The organism is Streptomyces sp. NPDC093149 (assembly GCF_044754145.1).
GTDB lineage: Bacteria > Actinomycetota > Actinomycetes > Streptomycetales > Streptomycetaceae > Streptomyces.
In genome coordinates this window covers 1-26036 of the sequence record NZ_JBIVON010000030.1, presented here as the reverse complement: position 1 = coordinate 26036, position 26036 = coordinate 1, and the positions used below count along the sequence as shown (strand labels likewise).

43 protein-coding genes and 1 tRNA gene are annotated in these 26036 nt (G+C 66.0%); 42 read left to right on the top strand and 2 right to left on the bottom strand.

The genetic code is table 11. The annotated features are described in order from the left end of the window. Positions 1-26 precede the first annotated feature (26 nt). The 20 genes from ACIQCZ_RS38985 (at position 27) to ACIQCZ_RS38890 (ending at position 12732) form a co-directional block, all read left to right on the top strand. On the top strand, positions 27-743 hold the full coding sequence (locus ACIQCZ_RS38985; RefSeq protein WP_402290413.1) for a hypothetical protein: 717 nt from the start codon (positions 27-29) through the stop codon (positions 741-743). Positions 744-800: 57 nt separating this feature from the next. Then, positions 801-1055, top strand: coding sequence for a hypothetical protein (locus ACIQCZ_RS38980; protein WP_402290411.1), 255 nt, complete (start codon positions 801-803; stop codon positions 1053-1055). Between the two features lie 226 nt (positions 1056-1281). Then, positions 1282-2148 (top strand): hypothetical protein, encoded by an 867-nt coding sequence (locus tag ACIQCZ_RS38975; protein WP_402290409.1) that lies wholly within the window; start codon positions 1282-1284, stop codon positions 2146-2148. Between the two features lie 686 nt (positions 2149-2834). Beyond that, the gene (locus tag ACIQCZ_RS38970) at positions 2835-4712 is read left to right on the top strand and encodes an SNF2-related protein (RefSeq protein WP_402290407.1); all 1878 of its coding nucleotides are present in this window, start codon (positions 2835-2837) and stop codon (positions 4710-4712) included. A gap of 112 nt (positions 4713-4824) precedes the next feature. Beyond that, complete coding sequence (locus tag ACIQCZ_RS38965; RefSeq protein WP_402290405.1) at positions 4825-5127, top strand: hypothetical protein; 303 nt, start codon at positions 4825-4827, stop codon at positions 5125-5127. Positions 5128-5669: 542 nt separating this feature from the next. Then, a complete protein-coding gene (locus tag ACIQCZ_RS38960) occupies positions 5670-5807 on the top strand; it encodes a hypothetical protein (RefSeq protein WP_402290403.1) in 138 nt (45 codons plus the stop codon). After that, positions 5807-6046, top strand: coding sequence for a hypothetical protein (locus ACIQCZ_RS38955; protein WP_402290400.1), 240 nt, complete (start codon positions 5807-5809; stop codon positions 6044-6046). Before ACIQCZ_RS38960 ends, ACIQCZ_RS38955 begins: the two co-directional genes overlap by 1 nt. An 18-nt stretch (positions 6047-6064) precedes the next feature. Beyond that, a complete protein-coding gene (locus ACIQCZ_RS38950) occupies positions 6065-6286 on the top strand; it encodes a hypothetical protein (protein ID WP_402290398.1) in 222 nt (73 codons plus the stop codon). Between the two features lie 176 nt (positions 6287-6462). Beyond that, positions 6463-7059 carry a hypothetical protein gene (locus ACIQCZ_RS38945; protein WP_402290395.1) on the top strand — a complete coding sequence of 199 codons (597 nt, stop codon included), beginning with the start codon at positions 6463-6465 and terminating at the stop codon, positions 7057-7059. Between the two features lie 96 nt (positions 7060-7155). Then, on the top strand, positions 7156-7362 hold the full coding sequence (locus ACIQCZ_RS38940; RefSeq protein ID WP_402290393.1) for a hypothetical protein: 207 nt from the start codon (positions 7156-7158) through the stop codon (positions 7360-7362). A gap of 34 nt (positions 7363-7396) precedes the next feature. Then, complete coding sequence (locus tag ACIQCZ_RS38935; RefSeq protein ID WP_402290391.1) at positions 7397-7546, top strand: hypothetical protein; 150 nt, start codon at positions 7397-7399, stop codon at positions 7544-7546. 69 nt (positions 7547-7615) lie between these two features. Then, positions 7616-8146, top strand: a complete 531-nt coding sequence (locus tag ACIQCZ_RS38930) for a hypothetical protein (protein WP_402290389.1) — start codon at positions 7616-7618, stop codon at positions 8144-8146. A 343-nt stretch (positions 8147-8489) separates the two neighbouring features. After that, positions 8490-8562 (top strand) — tRNA-Phe (locus ACIQCZ_RS38925). Between the two features lie 106 nt (positions 8563-8668). Next, the gene (locus ACIQCZ_RS38920; RefSeq protein ID WP_402290387.1) at positions 8669-9097 is read left to right on the top strand and encodes a hypothetical protein; all 429 of its coding nucleotides are present in this window, start codon (positions 8669-8671) and stop codon (positions 9095-9097) included. Further along, entirely contained in the window at positions 9094-9303 is a 210-nt protein-coding gene (locus tag ACIQCZ_RS38915) for a hypothetical protein (RefSeq protein WP_402290385.1), read from the top strand. The genes ACIQCZ_RS38920 and ACIQCZ_RS38915 overlap by 4 nt, the downstream gene beginning before the upstream one ends. Positions 9304-9305: 2 nt before the next feature. After that, positions 9306-9875, top strand: coding sequence for a hypothetical protein (locus ACIQCZ_RS38910; RefSeq protein WP_402290382.1), 570 nt, complete (start codon positions 9306-9308; stop codon positions 9873-9875). Between the two features lie 426 nt (positions 9876-10301). After that, a complete protein-coding gene (locus ACIQCZ_RS38905) occupies positions 10302-10853 on the top strand; it encodes a hypothetical protein (protein ID WP_402290380.1) in 552 nt (183 codons plus the stop codon). Between the two features lie 182 nt (positions 10854-11035). Next, entirely contained in the window at positions 11036-11266 is a 231-nt protein-coding gene (locus ACIQCZ_RS38900; protein ID WP_402290378.1) for a hypothetical protein, read from the top strand. A 13-nt stretch (positions 11267-11279) separates the two neighbouring features. After that, entirely contained in the window at positions 11280-11717 is a 438-nt protein-coding gene (locus tag ACIQCZ_RS38895; protein ID WP_402290375.1) for an SsgA family sporulation/cell division regulator, read from the top strand. 634 nt (positions 11718-12351) lie between these two features. Further along, positions 12352-12732, top strand: a complete 381-nt coding sequence (locus ACIQCZ_RS38890; RefSeq protein WP_402290373.1) for a hypothetical protein — start codon at positions 12352-12354, stop codon at positions 12730-12732. Positions 12733-12934: 202 nt separating this feature from the next. Here ACIQCZ_RS38890 and ACIQCZ_RS38885 read toward each other — a convergent pair whose 3' ends face one another. Next, positions 12935-14041: a site-specific integrase gene (locus ACIQCZ_RS38885; protein WP_402290370.1), complete on the bottom strand. Its 1107-nt coding sequence runs from the start codon at positions 14039-14041 to the stop codon at positions 12935-12937. 372 nt (positions 14042-14413) lie between these two features. On the opposite strand from ACIQCZ_RS38885, the gene ACIQCZ_RS38880 reads away from it, so the two are divergent. From ACIQCZ_RS38880 to ACIQCZ_RS38800, 17 genes are all read left to right on the top strand, one after another. Continuing rightward, complete coding sequence (locus tag ACIQCZ_RS38880; protein WP_402290367.1) at positions 14414-14989, top strand: hypothetical protein; 576 nt, start codon at positions 14414-14416, stop codon at positions 14987-14989. 381 nt (positions 14990-15370) lie between these two features. Continuing rightward, positions 15371-16060: a hypothetical protein gene (locus tag ACIQCZ_RS38875; RefSeq protein ID WP_402290365.1), complete on the top strand. Its 690-nt coding sequence runs from the start codon at positions 15371-15373 to the stop codon at positions 16058-16060. A gap of 174 nt (positions 16061-16234) precedes the next feature. Further along, the gene (locus tag ACIQCZ_RS38870; protein WP_402290363.1) at positions 16235-16435 is read left to right on the top strand and encodes a hypothetical protein; all 201 of its coding nucleotides are present in this window, start codon (positions 16235-16237) and stop codon (positions 16433-16435) included. An 85-nt stretch (positions 16436-16520) separates the two neighbouring features. Continuing rightward, positions 16521-17024 carry a hypothetical protein gene (locus ACIQCZ_RS38865; protein WP_402290361.1) on the top strand — a complete coding sequence of 168 codons (504 nt, stop codon included), beginning with the start codon at positions 16521-16523 and terminating at the stop codon, positions 17022-17024. A 38-nt stretch (positions 17025-17062) separates the two neighbouring features. Beyond that, positions 17063-17599: a hypothetical protein gene (locus tag ACIQCZ_RS38860; protein ID WP_402290358.1), complete on the top strand. Its 537-nt coding sequence runs from the start codon at positions 17063-17065 to the stop codon at positions 17597-17599. Further along, entirely contained in the window at positions 17596-18057 is a 462-nt protein-coding gene (locus tag ACIQCZ_RS38855; RefSeq protein WP_402290356.1) for a hypothetical protein, read from the top strand. Before ACIQCZ_RS38860 ends, ACIQCZ_RS38855 begins: the two co-directional genes overlap by 4 nt. Further along, positions 18054-18770, top strand: coding sequence for a hypothetical protein (locus tag ACIQCZ_RS38850; protein WP_402290353.1), 717 nt, complete (start codon positions 18054-18056; stop codon positions 18768-18770). The genes ACIQCZ_RS38855 and ACIQCZ_RS38850 overlap by 4 nt, the downstream gene beginning before the upstream one ends. Next, a complete protein-coding gene (locus ACIQCZ_RS38845) occupies positions 18767-19036 on the top strand; it encodes a hypothetical protein (RefSeq protein ID WP_402290351.1) in 270 nt (89 codons plus the stop codon). The genes ACIQCZ_RS38850 and ACIQCZ_RS38845 overlap by 4 nt, the downstream gene beginning before the upstream one ends. Further along, positions 19033-19299 (top strand): hypothetical protein, encoded by a 267-nt coding sequence (locus tag ACIQCZ_RS38840; protein WP_402290350.1) that lies wholly within the window; start codon positions 19033-19035, stop codon positions 19297-19299. The genes ACIQCZ_RS38845 and ACIQCZ_RS38840 overlap by 4 nt, the downstream gene beginning before the upstream one ends. A gap of 125 nt (positions 19300-19424) precedes the next feature. Next, positions 19425-19757 carry a hypothetical protein gene (locus ACIQCZ_RS38835; protein ID WP_402290347.1) on the top strand — a complete coding sequence of 111 codons (333 nt, stop codon included), beginning with the start codon at positions 19425-19427 and terminating at the stop codon, positions 19755-19757. Then, a complete protein-coding gene (locus ACIQCZ_RS38830; protein WP_402290345.1) occupies positions 19744-20283 on the top strand; it encodes a hypothetical protein in 540 nt (179 codons plus the stop codon). Before ACIQCZ_RS38835 ends, ACIQCZ_RS38830 begins: the two co-directional genes overlap by 14 nt. Continuing rightward, positions 20283-20786: a hypothetical protein gene (locus tag ACIQCZ_RS38825; protein ID WP_402290342.1), complete on the top strand. Its 504-nt coding sequence runs from the start codon at positions 20283-20285 to the stop codon at positions 20784-20786. The genes ACIQCZ_RS38830 and ACIQCZ_RS38825 overlap by 1 nt, the downstream gene beginning before the upstream one ends. Before the next feature lie 262 nt (positions 20787-21048). Then, the gene (locus tag ACIQCZ_RS38820) at positions 21049-21252 is read left to right on the top strand and encodes a hypothetical protein (RefSeq protein WP_402290339.1); all 204 of its coding nucleotides are present in this window, start codon (positions 21049-21051) and stop codon (positions 21250-21252) included. Next, on the top strand, positions 21249-22310 hold the full coding sequence (locus ACIQCZ_RS38815) for a hypothetical protein (RefSeq protein WP_402290336.1): 1062 nt from the start codon (positions 21249-21251) through the stop codon (positions 22308-22310). The genes ACIQCZ_RS38820 and ACIQCZ_RS38815 overlap by 4 nt, the downstream gene beginning before the upstream one ends. A gap of 2 nt (positions 22311-22312) precedes the next feature. Then, complete coding sequence (locus ACIQCZ_RS38810) at positions 22313-22642, top strand: hypothetical protein (protein ID WP_402290334.1); 330 nt, start codon at positions 22313-22315, stop codon at positions 22640-22642. A gap of 2 nt (positions 22643-22644) precedes the next feature. After that, positions 22645-23085 carry a hypothetical protein gene (locus ACIQCZ_RS38805; protein WP_402290332.1) on the top strand — a complete coding sequence of 147 codons (441 nt, stop codon included), beginning with the start codon at positions 22645-22647 and terminating at the stop codon, positions 23083-23085. Between the two features lies 1 nt (position 23086). Then, positions 23087-23518, top strand: a complete 432-nt coding sequence (locus tag ACIQCZ_RS38800; RefSeq protein ID WP_402290329.1) for a hypothetical protein — start codon at positions 23087-23089, stop codon at positions 23516-23518. A gap of 329 nt (positions 23519-23847) precedes the next feature. On the opposite strand, the gene ACIQCZ_RS38795 is transcribed toward ACIQCZ_RS38800, so the two are convergent. Then, a complete protein-coding gene (locus ACIQCZ_RS38795; RefSeq protein ID WP_402290327.1) occupies positions 23848-24186 on the bottom strand; it encodes a hypothetical protein in 339 nt (112 codons plus the stop codon). A gap of 229 nt (positions 24187-24415) precedes the next feature. On the opposite strand from ACIQCZ_RS38795, the gene ACIQCZ_RS38790 reads away from it, so the two are divergent. From ACIQCZ_RS38790 to ACIQCZ_RS38770, 5 genes are all read left to right on the top strand, one after another. Further along, on the top strand, positions 24416-24667 hold the full coding sequence (locus ACIQCZ_RS38790) for a hypothetical protein (protein ID WP_402290326.1): 252 nt from the start codon (positions 24416-24418) through the stop codon (positions 24665-24667). 32 nt (positions 24668-24699) lie between these two features. Continuing rightward, positions 24700-24828, top strand: a complete 129-nt coding sequence (locus ACIQCZ_RS38785; protein ID WP_402290323.1) for a hypothetical protein — start codon at positions 24700-24702, stop codon at positions 24826-24828. Between the two features lie 26 nt (positions 24829-24854). Then, positions 24855-25187 (top strand): hypothetical protein, encoded by a 333-nt coding sequence (locus ACIQCZ_RS38780; RefSeq protein WP_402290320.1) that lies wholly within the window; start codon positions 24855-24857, stop codon positions 25185-25187. 93 nt (positions 25188-25280) lie between these two features. Then, a complete protein-coding gene (locus ACIQCZ_RS38775) occupies positions 25281-25631 on the top strand; it encodes a hypothetical protein (RefSeq protein WP_402290318.1) in 351 nt (116 codons plus the stop codon). Positions 25632-25732: 101 nt separating this feature from the next. Continuing rightward, positions 25733-25957, top strand: coding sequence for a hypothetical protein (locus ACIQCZ_RS38770; RefSeq protein ID WP_402290315.1), 225 nt, complete (start codon positions 25733-25735; stop codon positions 25955-25957). The last annotated feature ends 79 nt before the right edge of the window (positions 25958-26036 follow it).

Below are 26036 nucleotides of genomic sequence, written 5' to 3'. Positions count from 1 at the left end.
ATGGCCGGCCCGTCTATGCGCCCCGAGTGGTCGGGGAAGGCTGGTGCACGCTCGACGCGGGCAGCATCTTCCCCGCGGGCGGCCACATCTGCCCCGACAAGGACCTCGTCGCCAGCCACTGGCCGCGCCGTCTCGAACTGCCCTCCGGCCGCTGGTCCGTGGCCTGCCCGTGCGGCTGGTTCCCCGTCCCGCAGCGCTGGCACCGTCTTCTCGCCGCCCTGTGGGAGCAGCACATTCTCACCGAAGCCGGTGCGCTGCCGGCCGCCCCGCCCGTTATCGACCCCGAACACGGACTCCCCCTGGCCGAACACACCGAGGAGTCTCTCGCAGAGCTCTACAACCGGCTCTGGGATGTCGGCGTACTCGCGTATGTGCAGAGTCCGGTACGGATGAACGGGCAGAGTTCGGCATCCAGCATCGTGGGGCTGGGAAGGTTTCGGGATACTGCAGGGTGCGACAATCTGGCCGTGTCTGAGGAGTTGTCGCGCTGGTATCGCAGCCGCCTGGTCGTGGGTCCGTTCAGGCCGTTCGACGTCTGTGAGCTTGAAGAGCTCGAACGGGAGATCGGGCTGCCTCTGCCGTCTTCGTGCCGTTCGTTCCTAGAGGCTGGGGGTGGGGAGGGCCTCGCCTACTCGGTTTGCTTGCCGGCCTGTGAACCGGAGCGGGTTCAGAGCTTCGACGACCTCTACCAGCTCGGCCGCGACGACGACGACGAATCCTGCGCGCGGTCGGACCCTCGCTGATGGCGCCGCTCCCTGCCTGCCGCACGCCGACGACCCCCTGAACACCCGGGAGAGCTGATGAACACCACCGCCGTGTTCCTCACCCGCCTCATCACCCGCGAGGAAGAGCAGTACCGCACCGAGATCCAGCGCGTCGCCGACCTGGCCGCGCTCCTGGCCGCCGCACCCCCGGACGCCGCGCGCGCCCCCACCGGCGACCTGACCCGCCTCTCCCAGTACGTCACCGACAGCCTCTCCCGCGCCGCCAAACTCGCCGCCCTGCGGGAAGCTCACCAGCTCCTGGAGGCCGACACCACTACCCCTGCTCAGTAGCCACCCGAGGTGAGAAGCGCACAGTGCACTCAAGCGGGCCTATCGGTCATGCGTTCGTGCCGTGCGAGTTCACGACAGGTCACCGTCGCGCAGCCCGCACGCTGGCGCTGAACCAGCTCGAAGGAAAGAGATGCCCCAGCTCAGAACAGCCCCATACGGCGCCACACCGCTCGCCGGCCCGACCCTGCCGACACTCGTCCCCTACCTCCCGCCCACGATCCGGGAAATGGAACGCTGCCTGTGCGGCCAATCCGGTCTCACCTGCGAGGAGTCGATGTGCAGGCCCTGCCGCGAGGACGCCGTCGCCGTCCACGGCCAGCGCCTCGCACGGCTCCTCAACACGATCTGCTACGAGCACCGCGGCGTCACCCTGACCTGGACCGAGGTCAGCAGTCACGCATCCGCCTTCACCCCCCGGGTCAGCTTCCTGATGCCTGATGTGGACGACCCCCAGGGCCCGCCGCACCTGTTCCGCGGCTTTGCCTACTGGGAAGACGACCAGCTCATCGCCGCCTGCGCCAGAGGAGCCAGTGACGATGAGATCTTGTCCCTCGCCCTGGCCATGGCTCACTACGCCCTCGCCACGCTAGCCATCCACGAAGTTGACGAGTGGTACACCTATCGCTCGGTCCAGGTGTACCCCCCGCACCGGCGCGACCAGTACCTGCCGCACGAAGAAGATCGCGGGCCCGACGGGAACGGGGCGGTCGTTCTGTGGCTCACCTATACCGGTCCGGCCCACGTCGAGGCTGGTCAGGTCCCGGATGCCCCGCTGATTTCGGCGCACGTCCCCGTGCACAGGGAAGACGTGGCGATTATGCCCGGCCAAGCCCTGCGCATGGGAGCCACAGCAATCCAGGTCACCCCGTCGGCGAGCGCGGTCACCACAAGCAACCAATGGACGGCTCCCCGCGACGGTGAGGATGTCCTCGCGGCAGCGCTACGCGACATCCACCACACCATGGTGCTGTCAGAACTCTGCGTGGTAGCACGAAACCTCACCCTGGCGGGGAGACCGGCCTTCGCCGCGAGGCCTGGTTCAGCAGAGGGCGACCGCCTAACCTGGTACGCCCATCTCACGTACGACGGGTGAGCGGCACGCCGTATGGTCCTGCTCTCCCGGCCGGATCGGGAACGGTGGTGTGACGCCGGCGCCACAGGCGGAGCTCGTCGATCCCGAACGCCCACATAATCCGGCATCCCACTTGTGGTTGACCGCCTCGCCGCTCGTCTCGCAGGGCTCGGCGGTGACCCTCAGGGCTCCATGGGTGCCGTCCGAGTCCTGGTGCACCGCCCGTATCCGGGCTGACGGGCGACCCGGTCCAAGGCGGTCTCCGGCGCCAGTAGCGGAAGCTCGACCGGCTGACTCCGAGGATGCTGCACGGCCGCATCACGCCGCAGCGGCTCTGAGGTCGGCGACGCACTGGCAGCGGCTCCCCGGCGAGATACTTCGCAGCCTTCCGCAGGATCTCGCGTTTCTCCTCCTGCTCGCGAACCTTCTTCCGCAGAGCCGCGTTCGCCGCTTCCAGCGGGCCGACGGCCGGGCCGGCTCGTGTGATCAGCGGCTGTAGCTGAAGCCCGGCCGCCACCTACCCCCGTAGCCAGCGTTTTCGCGCTGGACTCCAGGCGGGCTGCTGGCGGTCTGCCATCGGCCACCGCCGAGGTGCTGCCCGAGGTCGTGAGCATCCAGGGCGGGCGCTGCCTCCCGAGCCGCCGTCGAAGCTGCTCCACGACGCGAACAAGCCAACCACTATTGGAAGAACAGTCAGGACAAGCAGCATGAATACATCCACCGCTCCGTCCCCGATCTCGCTGCTGCCGCACCAGCAGCAGATCCACGACTTCCTGGTCGACCGGCCTTTCGCCGGCGCATGGGTTCCTGTGGGCGGCATGAAGACGCTCAGCACCCTCGCCGTGCTGCAGTCGGTGCGCCCGATGGGTCACATCCTTGTCGTCGCCCCGGTCGCGATCGCGCGCTCGACATGGCTCGATGAGATCGAGAAGTGGGGCTTCCCGATCCGTACGAAGTCGCTCATCGTCAACGAGAGCGACAAGCCGCTCTCCAAGGCAAAGCGCCTGGAGCGCTTCCAGACGGTCTTCTCCGACCCGCCCACGATGTACTTCATCAACCAGGAGCTGCTCACCCAGCCCTCTCATTCGACGCAGAAGCTGGTGGCTCTGGGTCCGGCATTCAACGCGCACCACATCTCGCCGGAGGCCGACAAGCTGCTCACCTTCATGCTGACCGCAGGCCCGATGACGGTCGACGAGCTGATCGACGGCTTTCGGACGGCCGCCGTAGCTCAGCCAGGGGCCGCGTCCCGGCCACCGGCCAAGACCAAGGTCCGGGAAGCACTGCGTGAACTCCGCGGCGCGGAGCTCGTCGTCCGCCAGCAGTTCGTCTGCGGCGCGTGCGACAGTTCGGGTTGCTCCGAGTGCCGCTTCGGCCTGGTCGACCAGATGCCCGTCCAGCCGATCACCGGTCCGGACGGCAAACGCCGGAACGCCATCATCTGGCCGTTCCAGACGGTGATCATTGACGAGTCCCAGGGCTTCAAGTCGCACTCGTCCGAGCGGTTCAAAGCCCTCGCCCTGGTACGCCCGGCGATCACGCGGCTCATCGAGCTGACCGGCACGCCCGCACCCAACGGTCTCCACGACCTGTGGAGCCAGATTTACCTGCTCGACCAAGGCCAAGCGCTCGGCCGGGATATCACCCAGTTCCGCAACCGGTGGTTCGTCCCGAAGATGGTTCCCGGCACGACGACGCCGGCGAAGTGGATCCCCACCGCGAACGCCGAGGCCGAGATCCATCAGGCCATCTCGCACCTGGTGATGAGCGCCCAGAACACCACACTGATCTTGCCATCGCTCACCATCCAGGACGTCAACGTCACGCTCCCGCCTGACCTGCTTCAGGCTTACAAGGAATTCAAGCGTGACCTGGTCCTGGACATCGTGCGGACCTACACCGACGACGACGGAAAGGTGACACAGAGCGTCGAGTCGATCATCGCCGAGAACCAGGCGGTGCTCACCAGCAAGCTCATGCAGTTCGCTTCGGGCACGCTCTACACCGCGGATCCTGACGACCCGGCCACGAAGGGCCGGTACGAGGTCATCCACGACAAGAAGCTCGAGATGGCCGAGTACCTCGTGCGCAACAACGGCGGCGAGCCCGTGCTCATCGCCTATCACTTCAAGTCGGACAAGGAGCAGCTGCTTACGAGGCTCCGGAAGGCCGGCATCGACGCGCAGGCCTTCGACGGCTCGCGCGACATGGTCCGCCGGTGGAACGCCAAGCAGATCCCGGTGATGCTGCTCCACCCTGCCGCTGCGGGGCACGGTCTGAACCTGCAGCACGGCGGCTCGACGATGATCTGGTACACGCTGCCGTTCTCGCTCGAGCACTACATGCAGACGAACGGTCGGCTGCACCGCCCCGGCCAGCAGCGGCCAGTGATCATCCACCGGCTCATCGCCAAGGGAACGCAGGACGAGCGGATGCCCTCGGCGCTCGCAGGCAAGCAGCAGGTCCAGGACGACCTCATCAAGGCCGTTTCCGGGGACTTCAACGCCGAGCAAGCACTCCTCGCTGCCCTGGAGGAAGAGATCCGCGAGGACCTCAACGACCTCTGGGCTTCCGAGCGGGTCTGACCCACACCCATCCGACGACGGCCCCGCTCCCGGCGGCCCCCACCCCGCATCCGAAGGGACCGACATGCCCCAGCCCCCGAGTACCACCAGCACCCGTGACCAGGAGCACACCATGGACGTTGTCCGCGTCGTCGTTCGGCTGCGTGGCGAGCAGGAGCCGGAGGACCCGACCTACGTAACCTTCGAGCTCGATCTCCTCGGAGCACCGCTACCGCAGGACAGCGATGTGATCTGCCTCGGCAGCTACCACTTCCAGGTGCGAAGCAGGCGCTACCACGTATCGACCGCCCAACACGAGCCCCCGAAGGTGGTGCTTCACGTAGGGATCACGAGCCGCCGCCCGGCGGACCTCGTCACTGCTGCGGCACTCACACGAGACCTCAAGGCATATCCCTCAGTCGCTTCGATCCACTGAACAGCTCCGCCCACGGCCCCGCGCCCGGACACCCGTCCCGGCCCGGGGCCGTCCCCGTACCCCGCTGCGCTTTACCGGCTAACCCGTACCCATCCGACGACCGCTCACCGAACACGCATGATCGAGAAGAGGACTCCCCCATGAAGAAGATCACCGCCCTCCGGTGGAACAAGCACTTCGCGTCACGTTGCGATGGGTGACAGCATGCCCCTCGGCTTCGCCCCCTACAGGCGCTGGCCTCGCGGGTCTGGGTCGGCATAGCGGACCCGGGTGCGGGATCGACACCGGAACAGGCCGGGTGTTCGTGCATCGGCCTGTTCCCCGTTGATGCGTCGGCGTCTCGTCATGGGCATCCCCGGGTTCCGGTGGTGTGCTAAGGAGACGCTTTGCTGCCACCGGCCGGACGCGAGAACGACGCTGATCGCCGAAGCCGCGAACAAGACACCGATGAGACCCGTCAATGCACCAGCCGGGACATGAATCGGCCTCCAACCAGACCCCTGACGGCCTCTCACGAGCGCGCCCTGACGACGGGTCTGGCCATGGACACGAAGGAACAGTGCGCCTCCATCCTCTGCGTCAAGGGCAGCGCCTCCCACTACGTCATGGGGGGCAATCGGGGCGGGACGGCCCTGTCCCGGTTCCCCGAGCAGGACCCGATCTTCAAGGACCAGAAGTGATGAAGCACAACAAGACCACAGAGATCGTCGACGCCACGATCCAGCTGTTCGCCGAACTCGACGAGATGGTGGGCCTGATCTCACGTGTGCTCGCGAAGCTTCCCGCTGAGACGGTGCCCCAGCGGCTCAAGCCGTTCCTCGGCACACCACGCGTCGCCTTCGCGCGACCGTCCACGAAGGGCGACGGCGAGATCTTGCTCCAGCTCCAGCGCAGAATGCTGTCCCACGTGCAAGCCTAGGTCCCCGGTACGTGGCTGATGGTGCACCAATCTGAACTGACGGCCGCCGTACGCGAGACCTACTGGGGCGACAGAGAGCACAGTTTCCGCCGCCAGCTCACCCGACTTGAGAAGTCAATCGTCTGGGCAGACCAGTTCGGCCGCCACGGTGCCACTGACAGGGATGCCCGCGTCTTCACCGTCACCGACAGCGCGACAGGCCAAGCAGTGGTGATCGACCTCAGCGACCACGATGGGTAGTTCGAAGTGCCGCTCTGAAGCGCAAGCGTTGGGCCGGCGCAGCCGGCTCGGGAGCCAAAGAAACACCCGCCTGCGGGTGGGGCCGTGCGGGAACGACCAGCCCAAGCTCCACCGGCAATTTCGTTGCTGGCCCCAGCCAGCTGCCGTACCCAACAAGCTCAAGGAGCAGCGCTCTCATGACCGATTACGACTGGGACAACCCCATCACCTGCGAGTTCGTCGGCGCGCAGCCACCCGAACACCCGAACGGGGAAAATACTGTGTCCAGTACCGCGCTTCCCGAGGAGCTCATAAGCACCGTCACCGACGCCTACGTGATAGCCCTCGGGCAGGGGGATCTTAACGCAGCGCTCGGACTCATGACGCAACTGGCCAACGGGTATGGTCTGGTAGCTGTCCGCGGCCTTGCCGCCGAGCTCGCCATGGACCTTCACACCCACTGCCCGTCACGCTTCCGTACTGCCTTCGGCGGCGCGAACCTCTCCGCTCTCGCCCCCGCGGCGGACGACGACGCGCTCACCACCCTTGATGTCGCCTCTAAGACCAACCGCCTCATGGGGCGCGGGCTGGTCACAGCTGCCGACTTGGAGGACACCGAAGTCCACATGCGCGTCACGGAAACGGTCCGCCATGCCGTTCAGGCGGCGCTCAATGCCGCTGCTGAGCAAAGCAGTTCGGCTGCAGCCGCTCAGCTGGGCGTGCTGACCACGCCCCGCGAGCTGTCTGCGGCCGTGGCCCTGCTCACCAACGGGCTTCTCGCCGTACTGCCGTAGGCGCATGCCTTGAGCCCTCGTGTCTGCCGCAAGGGCCGTAGCTGCCCGATCCCGTTCGACTGCAAGTCCGGCGCCGGACACGGAAATCCTCGCGCCATGAGCTTCACCGCCAAGCACGGTGCCCCGTGCGGCTCGCCAGTCCGCGCTCGCCGTATCGATCCCGGTGACGCAGTCGTGTACGTCGACCACGAGTTGCTCCACGACGAGTGCGCGGCAGACACGACGCTGCCTGCGCCACCGGCGCGCGCGTTCTGCCAGAACTGCTTCACCGAGGTTTCGGTCAGCGGAGCACACACCCGCTGACCGAGACGGACATCCATGAACGGAAGGACAGATCATGACCGATCCCGAGAAGTACCGGCCTCCGGTCGAGGATCGCTGGACAGACGGTCTGCGTGCCGATCCCGTCAGGATCAACATCCGTGCTGAGTGGCTGTACAGCTGTCCCAGCTTCCTCGGGCCGTTGCCCGAGGGTCGTACGTGCTGACCATTCTCGTGCGGCGGGCACGTCACCGCCTCTGACGTGCCCAGCCCGTACGAACACGCGCAAGATGTCGTGAGCCATCTGTACCGTGCCATCGAGGCCTTCGGCGACGACAAGGACCTGGTGGTCGAGGTGCGGCTTGCTGACGCGGAACGGCCGGGTCCGCGTACGCGCACCGTCCCGTCCGAGTACCGCGTCCTGCCGACGGGCTACGAGAAGTCGGATGCCGACGGCAAAGGGTACTTCGCGCTCCGCGTCGTCTGGCGCGGCCAGGATCCCGAGACCGGCGCTGACCGCTGGGCTGTATTCGACCGCCACGACTACTGCCTCGCATCCGATGGGAACTGGGAGCACGAGCCCCTGCCGTCGTCACGCGACGAGAACTGGCTCGCCCGCTGCCGGTTCCCCCTGGAGGCAGCCCTGCGCCTGGCCGAGGAGGCCGTCGACAACGTGAAGCTGGCTGGCCGGACTTTTACGCAGTGGGAGGAGCACTTCGCATCCCTCGCTGACGAGTGCCCCCCTGGAGTGCGCCCCCCTGCGGCTTCACGTCCCGCTGGCGCTGGTCTCGGGGTGGGGTCGGCAGGGCCGCCCCGGGAGAGGTGAAAGGCAGAACCGGGCCCTTTCGCCGGTCTGCCTCACCCTTCCCGACGCAGAGACGCAGTACGAGCCGGACGCGCTCGACAGTTGATGTGACGCACACATCGCGCGGTACGAGGAACGGCGAGAGCGCATGCACGGGTCCTGAGCGGGCTGGGCGTCTCGATGTGACGGTCGGCGCGGCCGACCCGGGTACAAGCTGAACCGCAGACGGGCAGCAGGTCCTGCCCGGCCGTCACCATGCCGATGTGCGCCTGCTGCCGGCGTGAGGCTGGCTGATCCGGCGACATCGCACCGTCGCCACCCCGCGGATCCGGGTTCAGAGCATGAGCCCGGATCCGCGGATCCCGCCGTCGTAGCTCAGTTGGAAGAGCGGCTGCCTGAAGAGCAGCAGGTCCGAGGTTCGATTCCTCGCGTCGGCACCGGCCCCCGAGAGCCCCCTCCCCCCAGCTCTCGGGGGCTTCCTGTTCACCCCGATGTCCAGACGGCCCACATGGAGCCAGGGACCTGACAAGGAGGGCACCCCGCGTGAGCACGACATCCGCACCACCGCACATTCAGTCTCTGTCCGTGATGAAGGAAAGGGCCGAGCGTGTCGCCGCTGAGGCGAAGCACCTGGCCGACGCCCTGTGCGTGGAGTACACGCGGCAGTTGCTGCAGAACGCGTTCCCCCGGCACGCGCGCGCTGTGTTCACCCGCGACTTCGACGAGGAAGAACCCACGCTCACCAGGCTCCTGTCCGCCGACGACGAGGTCGCCACCCTGGACCTCTCGAACCAGGGTGAGGACTACCACACACTGACGAATGAGCTGAAGACGGTCGTCAACGAGGCGGAGCAGCAGATCACACGGATCGGTTCCGACATCGACATGTTCGAACATCTCGACCCCGGAGAAGTGGAACGCGACGACGGGATCGATTTCATTCTCGATCTCACCGCAGGGGCAACGGCATGAGTACCAAGCTGTACAACGGGCTGTGCCTCGTTGATCCCCGCACGTTCTGTCCGACGTTGTCGGCGAGATCGAGGTCGGCATCCAGGTCCGTCTACGAAGACGGGACCGGAGGATCGAAGCCGAGGAGGCCGCAGCCGATCAGTTCGTCCACGACGACAGAAGATCTACGCGAAAAAGCCACCGACGTCGACGACGAGGAGATCTGACCGTGCGCGAGATCACGACCGGCCACGACGTCGGTGATCGAATCAGTTTCCGCGGCCACGGCACCCATACCGTTCTTTACCCCTGGCCCGACGAGACAGTCGTCAGCGCGGGCGAAGGCGTGGTCTTCCGCCGCGGTTCCAAGCCGGGCGAGCCGACCTCTTACACCACTCTCTTCATGGAGGTCTACCCGCCCGGTGCCGCGTTCATCCGCGGCGAGGGCACCACTCCGCAGGAGTGCGAGGAAAGCGCCTGGGCCAGGTACCAGCACGCCCTGAACTGCTCCGACGGCAGAGGATCCCACGACTGGGAGGCCCGCGGCTACCGCAACGGCGCTGGCTTCTGCTCCCGTTGTGGCACCTTCGGCTCGCAGGTCTTCACCGGCGAACAGCTCGGCCAGTTCTGCCGGATCTGTGGCACAGGCACCACGTACCACTGGGACACCGACAAAACGGCCGGCACCACGACGTTGCTCTGCGAGGAGCACTACAAGACCCACAAGCCGACCTGCCATTCCTCCCACAACCGCCCCCTGGCGCAGTTGCTGGCCGAACTCCTCGACGAAGATTCCTGATGAAGTTGTCGGCTGGAGTGTGGTGATCCAGACCGCACCCTATTACTACGTGATGAAGCACTCGTTCACTGGAGAGACCCCCAGGTACACCGAGGACGACGTGGAATGCGGTAACCGCATCACGTAGACCCCCGCCGCTCGTTCCGGGGGCGGCGCAGCCGCCTCGGGTGGGTCGCCGACAGGTGTGATGCAGAAGCCCCAGGAGACACCAATGTCTGCCGGGGCTTCTGCGTTGTGCGCCTCAAACAAGGCCTGCTGCTGAGACTCCGAGCACACCTCGCTGCGACCAGAGACCGACGGAAACGGACGGTCCAGCCGCCCGTCGAGACAAGCCGGTGCCGGACGCCGTACCTCGGCCCGAACCACGCGCAGCGGGCCGGGCCCACCAGGACCAGCGACCTCCTTCCATCTGAGCAAAGGAACCCCATGTTCAACCTCAAGCGGACCACAGCCTCCGTCCTCGCCGCATCCGTTGCTCTCGGCGGAACCATCGTGCTCACCGGAACAGCCCAGGCTGCGACGACCACACACTGCAAGACCAGCACCAAGAGCATCGCTCTGCCGGGCAAGCCCGACGTGAAGGTCAGCCTGAACATCTGCATCAAGTACCAGGGGTCCAGCGGCAGATACCGCCACTACAAGGCCTGGCTCAACAAGGCATCCTGGGACGGCACCTCGTGGTTCACGGGCGGCAAGCGGTTCAACAGCTTCTCGGTCCTCATGTACGCACAGAGCGGATCGACCACGAAGAAGAACTGCAGCTACGGCATCTGTGAACAGCGCGAGATCAGCCCGCAGATCAACGGCTCCGAGAAGGGTTCGAAGACCTACCCCACCGGGGCCAGCGGCTACGGCGAAGTCTACGTAACGACCAAGAAGAAGAACTGGACCGCGGACGCCACCGCCTACTACGACATCGCCAATGACGGCAAGAACGGCAAGAGCTGGAACCTGGCCGGCACCGCCGCCGTGTCCTGACCACGCGTCCAGCGCCCCCCGATCGGACCCACCCAACCAGCGAGAAGTCTGCGGCACAGCCCCACGTCCCCGATCGCCTCTTCAACACGCCCCGGGGACCGCTGTCCCCGGGGCGCGGATTGCCCATCGCGCCGCCCCAGTCCCGCGGGCTGTACGCCCGACTGTGGGGTACCAACCTGGCCATGGCAATCACGATTGCACCAGTGATGGCTGCCTGGGCCCTTGACCACGGCGGCGGGCTCACGGCATCCGCTGTCGCCTTCGGCATTGACCTCGTAGGCGCCGCCCTGTTGGCCCCTGCACTCCAGTATCCCTGGGGTCAAAACATCGCCACCAATCCGAGAATCACGACCGCCGCGGTGATCCCGGCAAGGGTGATCCGAGTACACGATGCGGTCGACCGCCGCCACTGAGGAGATCAATTCGATGAACACCGAGGTACAGGAACCTGTCAGGGCGACCTGCGCGATGAGGCTTCACCTGCCGCAGTCGGACACCTACGTTCTCGTTACGGCGTTCCTTCATTACTCACAGCAGGATCCATACGCCGTGCGTGTGACTTTCCGATTGAGTACAGGGGATGCTCCAGTCGTCTGGTACATAGGGCGAGACCTGCTCCGTGACGGCCTCGCCCAGCCGACGGGCGAGGGCGACGTACAGATCGGCCCTGATCCGGATTCGGCTGCCATCTTCATCCGTCTTCAGGTCGACGACGACAGTTCGATCCTGACAGCTCAGCGTCGAGCGGTCGAGAGCTTCCTCCAACGAACGGCCGGGGCTGTTCCGTACGGATGTGAGTCCAAGGCGCCGGGATTCGTCGCACAACGAGAGGCCGCGTTGGCACGTCTTTTGGCTGGCAACTGAAAGAGCGGCGTCGACCAGAGTGAAGGTGCGGTGCAGTGGCGCGGCATTCGAGAGGCGTGAACCGCGCTTCGTCGGAGCCAGATTGGGACGTACGCGAGTCTCGAGGCGGCACATCGCCGTCTGTCTGTCAGTTTCCTGTCACACAGGAGCGGGCTGACCTCGCAGATATGACATCTCATCAGTCCACGTTCTCGGCCGGTCGCAACTTGTGCTAGCTGGAGTCCAGTTGAGTCATCACCATATCGATACTGGCCTTCTCTTCTCTCGCTCATTGCGAGTTGTTGCTTCCAATGGCAATCGACCACGGTTCATCTGCCGTTCGGGGGTTGAGCAACATCCCTGTCAGATCGTGCGCTAAGCCTTCGCGGCCCTGTTCGGCGCTTTGACCTGGGCTGATCGTTCGGCGGAGCCTGCGCGGGTCGATGTTGTCGATCTTCGGAGGTCCGGTGGTAGTCGGAACCTAGGGAAAGACCACCCATATGAGACCTTTGGCTCCCAATCCAGAGAACAGGCATATTCACATCAATTAGTGAACTAAGCCCCAGTTATGCATAATGCACCTCCCGGAGGACAGCTCTCCGGTGACCACCGAGCTGCGCCATAATGGCGCTGACCTGGAAAAATCGGAGAACTCATGCGTCGCTTCGCAGGAATCGCAGCAGTCCTCCTTGCCGCCTGTGCGGGAACGGCCGCCCTGACAAGCCCGGCCGCAGCCGACAGCAACGCCCCCTATGCCCGGGGCGCCGCCATCGTCAACGCTGACGGAACCCTGCGGTCAGGCAAGCATGTCGCCCACACCTGGAGGATCGACACCGGCAGGTACTGCGTCAGGTTCGACAACACGATCGAGCGCGAGGGTGCCATCGCTGTGACACAGACGCACGACTGGCGGAGGCTCAACCTGTACCTGCCCGGGGCGTCTGGCTGCGACGGCCCCCACGACTTCAAGATCGGCTCCGACGATCCTCGCACCGGGGACTGGAAGGACGGAGTCTTCACCCTCGCCGTGCTGTAGCCACGCCCCCGCACCAACACCGGCGGGTGTCCCAGACGCCCGCCGGTGAACCGCCTGCCTCGGCAGGCTGAGCACGGTAGATGGGCCCCAATGTCCTATCAAGCGGCCTGCGGCCCGTATACCACTTCCATTGATCCCCGAGGCCGGAGAGCTGTACGACGGTGGGCCCCGCTTCTCCCTTGCCACAGATAACAGGGCCACTTCACGTAGCGGCCGGAGAACGTCGCCGCAGGTGACGAATCAAGCTACCGCTTTCCCGCGCGTCAGGTGACGCTGGCGGGGAGGCTCCGGACGGCAGCCGCTCGTAGCGACCGGCGCGCTGAGCGCGGCGGACCGCTGCGGCACGTTCACCCTCCTCGTAGGCCAGGACGTCGACCAGCACGCTGCGCGGCATCCAGAACCGACGCCCACGTCCACCCTTGGCGCATGCCTCCGCCAGCCGGCAGGTGTAGAAGGTGCGGGTCTCGTCGTCGGCGGGCAGTTCCAGGCACAGGACGCTGGCCCACTCACTCAGCCGCAGCCCGGTGCCGTAGAGCTTGTCGACGAACGCGCAGTCACGCTGGCTGTTGCGCCCGCGCCACCCGTCGATCTCCCGACCGCGCAGGTCCAGTCCGCGCAGCCCGACGTCGACCCAGCGGGCGTAACCGGCCGGGTCCAGCCACTTCACGTCCTTGCCGCGTACGAGATGCGGGCCCGCCTCGAACGACTCCGTCACCATGCCCAGGTCAGGGCCGGGAACCTGCCGTCGGGCCACCGGATCGCTCACTCCGAACCGGTTCCCGGCCCAGCGGTAGAACGCGCTGATCGCGATCAGGTCGTCCAGCACCGTCCCGCCAGCCACACGCCGGACGTTGGCCTCGTCGGTCATCCGCCAGAACTTGAACCCGGCGACGTCCTCTTCGTCGGCGTCGTGCCAGGCCCGGCCCGCCGCATCAAGGAACCCCAGCCAGACGGCTACCGCGAACGCGTACTTCCTCCGCGTGCCAGCGCTCGCGTTGCGCATCCGAGCCGAGGCAAAGAACCCGTTGACCTCCGGCACCGACCAACCATCAGCCCGCAGCAACACCGGCTGTCCCGTCTGCGTACCGTGCGCGTGCGCCCACTCCGCCAGCGTCGGCAGGCCCGCCAGCACCGGATCGGCCGCGTACCACGACACCTCCCACCGCGGGTCGCACCAATGCACCTGCCACCGCGCCAACGGACCGGCTTCCACCTCAAGTTCATCGATCATCAATGAGTGAACATACAGCCACTCACAGTCACTGAAATCCCAGCAACAGTTGCTTGTGGCTAGAGACCTCCTGGGCATGAAGCCGCCATGACGACACACCTTGCGAACCAGGGACGGGCACATCCCACGGTTGCCTGTGCGGCTACACCGTGCAGCGCGACGCGCCATTCGAAGCACCCGAGTGCCCCGTCTGCGTGCTTCTGGACGGCTGAACGACGCAGAGCCGGCTCAGCCACCCGTGCTGCGACCGCGAAGAGATGATCATACGATTCGACGCCGATCCCGCCCCTTGCTTTCGCGCCGCAGCGCCCGTGCCCTCGTCAGCCAGTTCTGTACCGGCCTGGTCCTCGTCGGGCTCGCCACCGGTCGGATCCCGACGAGCGTTGGCGTGAGGACGCCCTCTGCGTGCTCGCCTGAGAAGAAGACCAGATCCGTACAAGGAGAGTCACCTTGCACACCGTCCTGCACGTCATTCCGGCCGCTTACCGCGACCGCATGACCATCGCCACTGCCGATGACACCGCCGGAACGTTGCACATCACCTTCGCCGACGTGCTCAACACCGCCGAACAGCGCGCCACCATCACCGCAACCGAGCCGGGCACGCGCGCCCACACCCGCGTCCAACAGAAGGTGGCCGAAGGCATCGCCAAGGAAGTGCACACGATGCGCGCGAAGGTGGCGAGTGCACTGCGGGCCGCCGGGTACGACGTGACGGACGCCGACGGGGAGCACGCACGGGTGATCGGCGATTGGGAGGGATCCACGGTCCGCCCCCTGGTGGCCGTGCCCGTGGCGCTCGGGGAGTCCGTCTCGGACGCGGGCAAGGCATGGGAGTCCGGCGTGGTTCGCGGATGGGACCACGCCAACTTTGTAGATGCGTACGGCAAGAGGCACGACCAGCGACGCCCGGAAGTCCCCAGTTTCCAACAGGGGTGCACCAAGGCGTTCGAGCAGGGATGGCGTGAGGGGCTCAAGCGGTACACCCGGGGGCTTTGGCAGGGCGGCAGTAGAAAAGAGAGCTGACCTGATCGCTGCATGACGAGTCATCAGCCGTAGTGGACTTACTTCAATGCCGGCCGGCTCATGAAGGAAAGGCTGATCCCGGGTGAGCGTCGTCTCGTGGGCCACTACTTCCGACCATACCCGCGGCATGTCGTCCCATCAATCCCAGAACCCGCGCTCAGAGCACTGCGCTGGCTGGCCCGGTTGATCGAGGCGGGGGAGGCCCTCCGCTTCATCGCCCTCCGGTAGATCGTGCACGCGAACGAAACTTCGGTATGGCCAACCCCTTGGTTCACGGAGTCGCCGTAGCAGCAGCGCAGGCCGAACAGCTGATTGGCATGCCCGAGGCCCGAATCAACCTCCCCTAGCAACGATTGCGATCGCTACCGCACCCAAGAGCTGGTGATCATTGCGGCATCGCCCCAGGCACTCGAGGATATGCGGCGCGGCCGCACCGGGGAGGTTCCGGTGCACCTGCGCGACGCGCACCGCCCGGGAGCCGAGGCCCTCGGCCACGGCCAGGGCTACCCGTATCCGCACGCCTTCGAACGCGAAGTCGTCACCCAGCAGTACCTACCTGACCAAGCGTCTGGCATGCCGTACTACGCGCCGACTGCCACTGGCTTCGAGCAGACCATCAACCTACGGCTGAGCCTCGGCCGCCGGCTTCACGCACCTGAGCACGACAGAATTCGACACCGAAAGGGCAGCAGCATGAACAGCTCACGCCTCATGCAAATGGCGGCAAAGTTCCCGGCCGAGCACCAGGTGGCGGCACGGCACCACGACCCGATCGGCCAAGAGATCAGCCGGGTGGCGCAGGACATCGAGGAGCTGTTGCAGGAGTACGGGCACAGCGGGGCCTTGCAGGACAGCGTGCTGCACGCGATCGGCCGGGGCCTGGAGCGCCTGCGACTGCACGGCACGATCCAGGCCCTGAGCAGGGACCTGGCGGAGCGCGTCGCCGAGATCGACCGCCTGTCGGACAGCCTGGCCGGTGACCACGGGGCGGGCGCCCTGGACCGGATCGGCAGTGAAGTGCGACGCCAGACGGAAGAGGTCGCGGACATCGTCCGCAACGTGGCCGCGTAGATGGCTTCGGCCGATCTCGGTGCCGTGGAGTGCCGAGGCCGGCCGTGGCTGTGCGCAATCCGTGAACGGTCGGTTCAACACCCGTCGGCCTCGGGCCGGCCGGGACACAGCAGCAATTCGACGCGCGCTTTATCCAACTGCAACGGCGCCGAGTGGCACCCCAAGGAGGACATCGTGGTGGACAAGAGCGACAGGACGCACACGTTCAACGGTGCCGAAATTACGTCCGGACTGCGGGTCTTCAACTACTACGACCGGAAGTGGGGACAGGTGCCCCGGCGCAGTTCGAGCGGACGGGAGGCCTGTCTTCCGGTGGCGAGCTGTTCGACGGCTGGTACGACGTCCGGCACGACGACGGCTCGACCGCGCTGCTGAATGGCCACCGGATGTCGACGTTCGACCCGAACGCTGGCCCGCAGACTCCTTGCGGTCAGCTCAAGTTCTGAAAGGAGAAGGGGACTTGTTCACCATCTGCATTCTGGAGCCGTGCTGTGAGAAGACGGAGCCGGGGTACACGCCCCGGCCGAAGCCGGTCCACATTCGCACGCCCGGTTGGTCCGATTCCTGCAACCACCCGATGCGGGAGCGCCGCAAGGCGACGATCACCACCTACGAAAAGCGCGAGCCCGCCTGGGAGGAGTACTACGGCAAGGCCGGCAGTGGCTGGTGGACCACTGACGGCTGGTTCTTCGAAGGCGAGATTCCACCGGAGGGCGAGCGGTTCCGCATCATGCCGATCGTCGGTTCGCTGAATACGCACTTCGAGCACGGCCGGCCGGTCGAGATTCCGTTCCCGACCATCGAGCTGGCTCGTGAGTACGCCGAGGACTACCACGAGTACCCGCACGGCGAGCGCGACAAACAGATCCTCTACAACATCGTCGGCGACCAGGACACGGTGGTGCGGTGGTCGTCGTACACAGTCCCGGTGGGTACGGAGCTGTCGCCGGGTGACTGGGCGTGATCCGGTCGGCCCGCTCTGGTTCTTCACGCTCCAGCTCTATGAACCGCTGGCCGGAGGCCGGCCGGCCTCCTGGTCCAACACCGCTGAAGCAGGGTCGTAACCAGATCGGACGAGTTCTTTACTCGGACTTCGCGCGCCTCTACTCGTGCTTCATCGGCGAGCCGAGCCACGAGCGTTTCCTGGGCTGCACGGAATACCTCAAGGCCGCCAAAATGAGGGATGGCGACACCATCGCGAAAAAGGACGCCGAGCCAAAGGCGTGGACCTTCCACAGCACCGCTGACGCGTACGGCGCCTGCCAGGTTCGCGAGGAGATCCGCGACGGAGACGTGCTGGTCATTGAGCGCGAGCAGGTGATCGGCATCGCGCACACCTGGCCCTTCGCCCTGACCGAGAAGCGCGGCGACCTGCACACGCTCAAGACCCCCCTGGACCCGCGTACGTGGGAGGACGGCAAGCACGCGCCCGGGGTGGCAGTGGCCGAGCGAGAGGCCGCGCGCATGGGCGTCCCGTTGACCCGCGTGGACGCCACAGCAACCGAGCCGGCCAACGAGACCGAGGGAGATCGAGGGTGACCATGCCGAAGGGCTTCGCGGTGGACTTCGACCTGCGCCCCATGAATGTGCACGTGCAGGACTTGCAACGCCTGGTGCCGGAATTCCCCAGCCTGATCCTGACGCCCGACTTCGTGGCCCGCACGGTGGAGTCGACGCTGCTGCGCATCCCGTTGCCAGCCGCCGTGGTGAGCTACGACAACGCCGTGCAGCGGCACGTACTTCGGGGCGGGAGTGAGGCCCTGGCGGCTCTTCACGAGTTTATGCGCCAGGGCTCTGAAGCCCGCCTGAACGGCTGCGAGTTCATCCTCCCTGACGGCTGGGCCGGAGCCACGTTCATGGAGCTGCCCGGCCGGGCGAGGCTTCGTGTCCGGGAGACTCCCCTGCGCCTCTACCACGTGGCCGCCAGCGCCCCCGACGCCCTCGTGGCCAGTCTGCTCCGCCGCATGAACGGTTGCGCGGGAGGTGAGACCGCATGATCGGCGGAGTGGTCGGCTACACCTACCAGGCCGAGAACCTGTGCCCGACCTGCACGATCAAGGCGATGCGGGCGCACGGCATCAAGGTGCAGCGCGGCAAGGCGCACGAGGAGGCGATCCGGCGAGCGGCCGAGAAGCTGGGCATCGACTACGACGACCAGCACTCCTACGACTCCGACAACTTCCCCAAGCCGGTCACCGAGCAGCAATGCGAGACCGAGCTGACCGAAGTGCCCAACGACAAGCCCGGAACGCGTCACGCCATCTCGGACGAGCGGTGCACCGGTGACAAGTGCGGGAAGTGGCTGATCCTCGGTGAGAAGTCGCCGTCCGAGGCTGGTCTGACCCGGTGGGTGCACGACTCCCACGAGCTGCCGCGGGCCCTGGCCAAGCTGGTGGCCGCGATACTCCGGGAGTGGGGCCTGTCGCACCCGGAGTTCATCACCGAGGACAACATCAAGCAGGCCGCTGCCCAGCACCCGCACGACTGGGTCAGCCACCGCTTCGTCGACTACCCCAAGACCTACGACACCGTGCTGATCCGCACCCCGGGCTACGACACCGAGGAGTGCGTGCACTGCGGCCGGCCGTGGGAGGACCACACCCTGGTCTGCGACGTGTGCAAGGAGCCGGTGCCGGCGACCGACAAGCACACCCACGAGATCCAGGTGAAGGGCCAGCTCAAGTTCCGAGAGGTCAAGGAGAACGCATGAAGGAATACACGATGGATGGCGTCTGGGACGACGGCAGCGGCCTCGAAGTCGAATACGTTGGCGTTGATCTGTCCGAGGCGGCGATCGAGGGCGTGGTCGCTGGCAACCGCGACAACAATGCCTTCACACACACGGTCGAGGCCGAGTCCGAGGCCGACGCGTTCCAGACCCTGGGGGAAGAGCTGGACGCGGAGAGCGTCTGGGATTGCCGGCGCGGCAAGCCCCGGCGGGTGTTCTCGCAGCCCGAGAGCGAGGAGGACGCGTGATCCTGCTGGTCGGCTGGTGGGACCGCGACGCAAATCTCATCATCGAGTCGTCCCGGGAGTTGCCCGACGACACGCCCCGCAAGGAACTCGAAGCCGAGGCCAACCGGAAGATGAACGGCGACCAGAACGGATGGGCCGCTTCCTTCCTCGTGGACAGCCACAAAGCCGCCTGCCAGGAGGCGTACGAAACTCACGTCCGGGAGCCCGGAATCGACAGTCCCAAGCTGATCGACGAGGCCGAGGGCTTCACCGTCGAAACCTGACAGACGGGCCCGGCCGGTGAGGTCTACCGGGGCGTGTACTCCCCTGCGCATTCGCGGGTTCAATTCTCGCGCAGGGCACCCAAGTAGATCCGGTTTGAACACATTCAGTGGAGAGGAGGCACAGCATGGCTGATATCGAGACCGACCAGGTTCGGCCCGAGAGCGGAACCTACCGGCTGACCTGCGGCTGTCGGATCTACGTGCATTTCCCGACCGGACCGCACGTGCATCAGTCCCCGCGAACCACGCAGTGCGACGAGCTGCGCAGCCTGTGGGCCGAGTACGAGAAGACCTACCGGGGCGGACACAGTTGGACGTCCCTGAACCTCTTCCTGGCCTGCCAGCGGCACGTGGGGGCGTGGCAGCGCGTGATCGACACCGTCACGAGCCTGCGTGACCAGTACCCGAGGGCCGTCGACCACGACAACGAGAAGGAGGCTGTCCATGAGCTGGCCTGAGTTGAGCCTGCGCATCATCCGGCAGGGAAAGCCGACCGGGCAGTACACCGACTCGCGGTACCGCGTGGAGGATCTGGAGGAAGCGGACGCAGCAGAAATCCGCGCAGGTAGGGCGGCGATGCTGGAAATTCGTCTGGTCCGGAAGGACACCAGGAAGTCTCTGCCGAAGGTCATCGAGACCGTGTTCAACCGGGTCGGGCCTCCGGGCGCCGTCGGCGGCTACAGCCACCCTGAGCAGATCACCGACTTCCATCTCCGGTTGGCGGCCACGGACATGTGGGCTGCCGAGTTCGCAGAGCTGGTCGGCACCTCCGTCCGCTTTCGTGGCCGCCCGTACCGGGTGCTCGGCCTTGAGGCCGACGAAGACGGCTACTCCGAGCGGGGCCCCCTGACCGGTTACGCGATCTGCCAACGGGAGGACCACGCCCCGAGCGGTCACCCGTGCAATCCGAAGCGGCTCCCGCTGCACAAGCTGAAGCGGGCACCTCATCAGACCGGTCAGTCGGTCAGTAAGGAGAATCAGTGATGACGTACGAGATGGGCGTCAAGGAGAACCGCAAGGCGCACGAGTACAAGAACATCGCGACGGGTGAATCCGAGGTCGCCAAGAAGCACGGGCTCTACAACATCCAGGAGACGTTCCTCACCTCCGAGGGCCGGGTTCTGTTTCTCGCCCACAACGAGCACGCGGTCCATCCGTACGCGGTCGGCATCTACAAGAGCGACCACGGCGTCTACCGGACCGACCCGGACGACGCCCGCCGGTTGTACGCCTGGCGGATTGCCGAGTCGTTCGGCCTGGTGGTCGGCAAGGAGGGCTTGAAGGCCGTCGTGCCGGCCAGCCGCGAGTACGCCACCGACTTGGTCAAGAAGATCAAGCAGGACTGCGCCGAGTGGCACAGCGGCGACGTCGATGCGGAGGTGGCCGGTGACCGTCTGGCGGAGCACGCCTCTTCGCTCGGCAAGCACCTTCAGCGGATAGGTGTCCTGTCCACTCGCGTCTTCGAGAGCTGGGAGGCGGTGGGCTGATGCGCGCCACGTTGCGAACCCTGATGCTCAACCTCCAGAGCGCGGCCTGCCAGTCCACCCCGGGTGCTCCGATCAAGGACTACGGGCCCCAGGGCAAGGGGCCGATGGGCGAGCACCTGCGGCCGACCAGCAGGCCGAGGCCGAGGCCCGACGCCCCGACTTCGAGCGGCTGTCCGTCGAGCTGCGCGAGCGCGACCCCGGCACCTACGAGGCGTGGCTGGCCGACTTCGAGTTCTGGCGAGCGGGCGACTTGAGCGTCCGCATGCCGAGGGTGGACGCCTACGAGAAGCGCGACGAGGACGACCTGCGGATCTTCCGCGACCACCGCCTCGTCAACACCCGGGAGACCGCGCCCTGGTTCGACGACGAGGAGCAGAAGGCGTTCGTGTGGAAGTGCCGACGCCGCGGCTTCACCGGGCACGACGGTGATCTCATCGGCGCGCGCCGCTGCGAGGCCGACGCATGACCCGCAGTGTCTACGTCGGCCCGGAGTGGCCGGACGGCGGGCCCGAGCCCGAAGCACAGAGTCACTTCTACTGCGCCAACGACGAATGCCCCAGCGCATTCGGCAACGGCCACGGTCCCGTTCCCAACACCCGGAAGTACCGCGTACCTGGCGGATACATCTGCGAACTCTGCGCGGAAGCACACGACAGCGCAACAGGGGGGCTTTACCTGATCGACCTCATCGACGAGATCCGGCGCACCCACCAGCTCGAATTCACCTGGCAGCACGCCGGGTCCGAGCGTAAGGACGACGACCCCACCGTCTGGCAGAGGTTCGAGGTCCAGGCGTACACCGGCGGCGGGGCCCGGGGCTCGAAGCTGAACCTCTTCGTCACCGACGACCTCGCAGCCGGCATTCTGCGCCCGGACGACCACCCGGACTACCCGCTGACCGGTGAGCCGCTGCTGGTGTGGAAGCTGTGGACCACGCTCTTCGACGACGCCGACCAGCAGATCAGGAAGGCGCCCGAGGACCGCGACGGGTACTGGCGGTACGCCGAGCACCTGTTCACCCGCGACGGCCTGGTTAAGCTCCTCGCCCTGTACCGGCAGCTCGTCAAGGTCGACGTCGAGGCCGACATCCCGATCCGAGCGCGCTACGTCCACGAGTCCGGTCACCGGCTGGCCAACACCGGGCGCGGATACAACAACAACCCGCACGGCACGTTCCTGTTCCGGTGCGTGGACTGCAAGCGCGTCGCCCGGCTCGCCGACTTCCGCGAGTACGAGTGCTGGATTCCGATGCTCATCGACCTGGAGCACCGCGAGGACTTCCAGCAGCTCGCGTTCCGATTCGCCACCGTCGAGCGCCAGAACCGGTACGGCAGCCCCGACTTCGCGATCTGGCACAAGGGAGCCCCCACGGTCGCCCTGTACGAGGCCAACGGCTTCGACCGGGGCACCCTCGACGTCGCCGAGGGCATCGAGTTCGACGACCTCCTGGCCGCCGTGATCGACAAGTGGGGCCCGCTGGAGTCGGTGCAGTTCGAGGCGCGTCTCTACCCGAGCGGGGAGTAGCCGTGTTCGAGCTGCCCATCGTGTTCGTCCGCTGCATCCGGTACGACAAGGTCGGCTACGACGTACGCGACCGGAAGAACCCGGAGGTCTCCTACGGCTTCGTGTGGGACCACCGAGGCGCCTCGAAGTGGGTCGCCACCTACCCGGACGCCCGGCGCGGACATGAGCGCCATATCCCGGGCCTCGCGAACCGCACCATGGCGGGCCTTTTCCTCTACCGCTACAACAAGCCGGTTCCAACCGGCAGACCGGAGACGGCCGACGGCGGCAGGGGTGCCGCCGACGGGCGGAAGCAAAGCCCCGAATCCCTGAAGAAGAACGAGGAGCAGTAACGATGGTCCGATCCGTCAAGGTCCGCTGGCGCGAGATGCCCTACCGCAGACCGGCCGAGGAGCCGCCGTGGCGCGAGAGCGTCTGCATCCTGGAGGAACACGCCGACGAGCCCAACACCTCCATGGACAACTTCATCGACCTGAAGAAGACGATTGCCAGCGCGAGCGGCGTTCTCCAGGACGCGAACCGCATCGAGATCGACTCGGTGACCAACCTCTGCAACTGCCAGCCCCATCCCTCGAACTGCGTCTACAAGGCGAAGTTCACGGGGCGCAGGTTCGTCATGGAGACGGGCAACCGGATCGGCTACGTCTCGATCTTCGAGAACATCCCGAACCCGGCCGACGGCTACCCCGACCGGCGGATCACCGTGGAGAACGTCCGCAAGGACTACTCCGCCGGCGTCCTGGCTGTGCTGGTGGAGCAGGAAGGACATCGATGAGATGACCAACCCGTACACCTACGGCACACAGCAGTGGCGCGAGGCAATCGAGGCCGCTGAAAGCGCCGACTGGGACAAGATCGACGCGTCGGAGCAGGGCGGGGAGCTGGCCCGCGTGGTCGCCGAGCTGTACCGGAACGACAACGTCGACCAGGACGAGGGCCTCTTGCACGCGGCCATCACGATCGCCGGCCGCGAATCCGACATCTTCAACCAGGAGTTCTTGGAGAAGGTTGTTGCCTCGTACACCGGTAACGCAGAGAACAACCCGGAGAAGGTTGCGATGGACCACATTCAGGAGAACTGGCCCGGCTTCCCGACCGAGGCGGTTGACCTGGTGAGCTTCGCCGACGAGTACGTTTTCGGCGAGAACGAGTTGTTCGCCGAGGACGGAGCAGGCACGCTCCGCTGCTTCGACAAGAACAAGTGGTAGCCGAGCCGAAGGTGTGCAGCGACGTGGCGATCCACTGGCAGGACATGGTGGTGCTCAATGGGCGCCGCGGGATCGTCGGGACTGGACCCGCTCCCCACCTGCAACCCGAACAAGCGCCTCATTCTGTTCGCGGATGGGGGTTGTGAACCAGAACTGACCGTGGTACTCAGCAAGAACACGTGCGGCTCGCCAACCGGCAGTCGCTTCTTTTATGCCCGAGCACAAGGGGGGAGGCAGCATGACGCGCAGGAAGACACATTCGAGCCCCTGCCGGGATACGGGTTCGTTTTCGTTCGCCAGGAGGGACTGCGGCTGGTCTTCCGGGACGGTCACGGCGAGTTCTCCCGCCGCGTCACCACCACGCTTCCGCGACCACCGAGGGCGCTGATGTTGGGGGAGCGGCGGACCATCGTCGAGGTGGTTCCCGACCACCCCCGCTCGCGGACGAGTCGATCTACATCCTGACGCACCAGATATACGTGCCCGGCGGCTGGCAGGACGTCAAGGCCGCCCAGTGCCGCGCCCGCGGACACCTGGCCGGGATCTACAGCCCGGGCGCAGCCGACATCTAGGACGAACAGCTCTGCAAGCGCGCGGCAGAGCTGTTCGAGGAAGCCGATCCGGTCGTCAAGGCGCACCCCTTCACCAAGCTCGACGCGTTGCTCCACAAGGTACGCGTGCAGGAGGGCATGGGCGAGGTCGGCGGCTGGGACGACCTCGGAACGGACTTCGAGAGCGCCGTGCCTTTCGCGGAGTCCGGGGTCCTGTAACTGCCGGCCGCCCCCTCGTTTGGTCAGCACCGAATCCCGGCGTGTGCGGGTTCACTGAAGGTCCAGCCCTCATAAATGTGATGAGGGCTGGACCTTTTGTCTGCCGACATAAGGAAGAGAATTCCAAATGGAAAATGAACTGCGTGCCCCGCGCGCTCGACAGACCTGGCGCGATGGTGAGAGGTTCACCTGCCCCGGCACGTACGAGTTGCGAGTCGCGGCGTACTTCGACCGCGGCGTCACCAAGGAGGACGGCCCGGTCCTCACCTTCACTGCGCTGGGCGGCGGGGACGGCACCGAGGGCATCGTCATCAACTGCACCGAGTGCGGAGAACCGGCACCCCGCATTCTCTACGCGGGCGTCATGCCCGTGCTCTAGGCCGCCGAGTCCAAGCTGAAGGAGCTGCTCAAGTGAACACCGTGCGCCACGACGTCTGGATCGAACGCCCCGAATCTGCAGAGAAGCTGACCGACTACATGGGCCTCCACCTGGTGGCCTATCCCATGGTCGCTCGGCGAAGAAGTCCGGTGGCCAGTTGATCGGTTTGGACCCCGAGAAGCAGACCGTGTCTCTACGCCGGTACGACACCGGTGACATCACCGAATTCCTGCTCCTCACCACGGTCTTTCGCCATGCGACCGTGATCGAGTCGCCCTACAAGGACCTTACCGTCGGGCAGCGAAGGCTCTTCGAGTGGTACTGGGACGCCGACGGTCGCCCCATCACCGAGCCGGTCACCCTCGTCGGCACGGTCGAGAAGGTCCAGGACGGCGGAGTCACCTTCTGGGTGAACGACAACCACATGAGCGGTCGTGGCTGGCTGGCCTACCTCAAGAACGAAGACGCTGCGAAGCACGCGGTACGCACAGTGGATCTCAAGCCCGAATCCAAGAACTGACTACATACCACCCAAATGGGTGGCGGGTCGGAATTGTGAAGTGCTTGTTGAGCGGATCCCGCAACCACACCTGAATGAACGAGAGAGAGACCAATGACCGCCACCGTCACCGAACCGCCCTGCGACCGCACCAAACCGACTGCCGTATCCATCGAGTACCGCACCATCGTTGCTGACTGGGAATCCGTCGGCGGAGTCTCCGTCGCCCTGCGCCCCGTCGTGATTACCGTGCCCGCGGCCACGACGGAGGAGGCCATCGAGGCTGCGTCGGAGCGACTCCAGGAGCACTTCGGTTCGACCGTCCCGGAACTCGGCCACGACGACATCGAGCGTGACTGGTGGTTCGGCCTCAACGAGGCCGACGCCTTCCTGCGCGTGTGCGCCGTCATTGTCGGTGTCCCGATTCTCGACAACGACGACGAGATGGTCAACGAGATCCACTGACCCCGTCCAGGCCGAGTCTGTCGTGCCCCTGCCGGGGCGTGCGCGGTCTTCGCCGAATTATCCCTTACCCGTGCTTCACACCGACCCGCTGGGGGACTGAAATGCGCTGCACCCACACCGACCTGCCCGGCGACATCCTTTCCGAGTGCGGGACCGCGGAATTCGACCTCACTGTCTCCGCCATGCTCACCGGCGACCTCTCCGGCGACGAACAGGACAACATCGTTGACCCGGGCGGCCTGGCGCACGAGGGCATCGACCTCGTCTGCAAGAAGTACGGCAACCCGTTGGAGGGGCCCGAGTTCGCTAACCTCGATCGTTCATGAGTCGTCGTCGGTTCGCTGACGGGGACTCTGTGCTTGCGAGGTGCCGAACTTCGTGGGCTGGGGCAGGTTGGCGGCCCGG